We start from the raw sequence: 1,420 nt of genomic DNA on the forward strand, positions 1-1,420 counted from the left end.
CGTCGGCTACCATCGCCCTGTCGGTGGCGAAAACGAGGCCCCGGGAGGCGCCGGTGAGGACGAAGACGCGATCAGCCAGCCCGAGATCCATGCCGCAGATCCTGCCACCCGACGACCGTCCCGGGCACCCCGAAAGATCAAGGGGCGCGCAGGAAGGCGGCGGTCGCCGCGTCCGCCGGCAGGAACGACTCGATGGCCAGCTCGTCGAGGGTGACATCGAGCGGCGTGCCGAGCACCGACGTGACGCTGAAGAACGACAGCTCCCGACCCGCGGTCGCGTACCGCAGCGGCACGACCATGCCGTCCGGCCGGGCCGTGGCCTGCCCGCCGGGCAGCGCCAGCAGCTCGTCGTGCAGCGACCGCAGCACCGGATCGCCGGTGGCCTGCGCCTGGCGGTCCAGCCGGTGCAGAACGTGCGCGCGCCACTCGGGCAGATTCCGGATCCGGGGCGCCATGCCGTCCGGGTGCAGCGACAGCCGCAGCACGTTCACCGGCGGTTCCAGCAGCTCCGGCGCGGCCCCGGCAGTCAGCAGCGGCACCGCCGCATTGCCGTCGACCATCGTCCAGTGCCGGTCGATCAGGACGGCCGGATACGGCTCGTGCCCGGCCAGCACGGCACGAAGCGACGCCAGCACGGCGGCCAGGTCCGGGCCGCGAAGATCCCCCTCGGGATAGGCCGGCGCGAAACCGCCGGCCAGCAGCAACGCATTCCGCGCCCGCAACGGTACGGCCAGCTCCTCGGCCAACCGCAGGATCATCTCCCGGGTCGGCCGGGCTCGGCCGGTCTCCACGAACGACAGGTGCCGCGTCGACACCCCCGCCTGGCCGGCGAGCTCCAGCTGGCTCAGCCGCCGGTTGCCCCGCCACCGGCGCAGCAGCACCCCCACGTCGCTCATGAACCCGATCGTAGGGAGCCGGCCGCGGACCGCCGATTACCCGCGAGGTAATCGACCGGACTACCCGGGCCGGGTGACGATGGTCGGGCCGACAACCCGAGCAGCGAGGAGAACCGACATGAGCGACTTCGACATCGTGGTGCAGCGCTATCTGGCCGCCTGGAACGAGACAGACCCGCAGAGCCGCCGCGCGGCGATCGAGGAGGCCTTCACCGCCGACATCCGGTACGTCGACCCGCTGGCCGCAGTCGAGGGTCACGCGGCGCTCGACGGCCTGATCGGCGCGGTGCAGGCTCAGTTCCCGGGGTGGGCCTTCACGCCCGGTGGGCCGGTCGACGCCCATCATGAGCAGGCGCGTTTCACCTGGCATCTGGGTCCGGCGGGGGAGAAGCCGGTGGTGATCGGCTTCGACGTGGCTGAGCTGGGCGCGGACGGGCGGATCCGCACGGTGCTCGGTTTCATCGACCAGGCGCCGGCGGCCGCGGGCTGATCCGGGCCGGCGCTGGCGGGCGCGCGCTGACCCG

At 72.9% G+C, this 1,420-nt stretch carries 2 protein-coding genes and 1 pseudogene; 1 reads left to right on the top strand and 2 read right to left on the bottom strand.

The genetic code is table 11. The features are described 5' to 3' along the window. Positions 1–91, bottom strand: a pseudogene (locus AB0C29_RS48380) (oxidoreductase); the annotation flags it as partial. Positions 92–137: 46 nt separating this feature from the next. Then, positions 138–896, bottom strand: coding sequence for a helix-turn-helix transcriptional regulator (locus AB0C29_RS48385; RefSeq protein ID WP_360835113.1), 759 nt, complete (start codon positions 894–896; stop codon positions 138–140). A 118-nt stretch (positions 897–1,014) separates the two neighbouring features. Here AB0C29_RS48385 and AB0C29_RS48390 point away from each other — a divergent pair, with 118 nt between their 5' ends. Continuing rightward, a complete protein-coding gene (locus AB0C29_RS48390) occupies positions 1,015–1,386 on the top strand; it encodes a nuclear transport factor 2 family protein (protein ID WP_360835115.1) in 372 nt (123 codons plus the stop codon). The last annotated feature ends 34 nt before the right edge of the window (positions 1,387–1,420 follow it).

Source organism: Actinoplanes sp. NPDC048791 (assembly GCF_040650095.1).
GTDB lineage: Bacteria > Actinomycetota > Actinomycetes > Mycobacteriales > Micromonosporaceae > Actinoplanes.

Bases quoted from the DNA above. Each gene is read 5' to 3' on its own strand.
- AB0C29_RS48385 (WP_360835113.1), bottom strand. From the start codon at position 896: ATGAGCGACGTGGGGGTGCTGCTGCGCCGGTGGCGGGGCAACCGGCGG.
- AB0C29_RS48390 (WP_360835115.1), top strand. From the start codon at position 1,015: ATGAGCGACTTCGACATCGTGGTGCAGCGCTATCTGGCCGCCTGGAAC.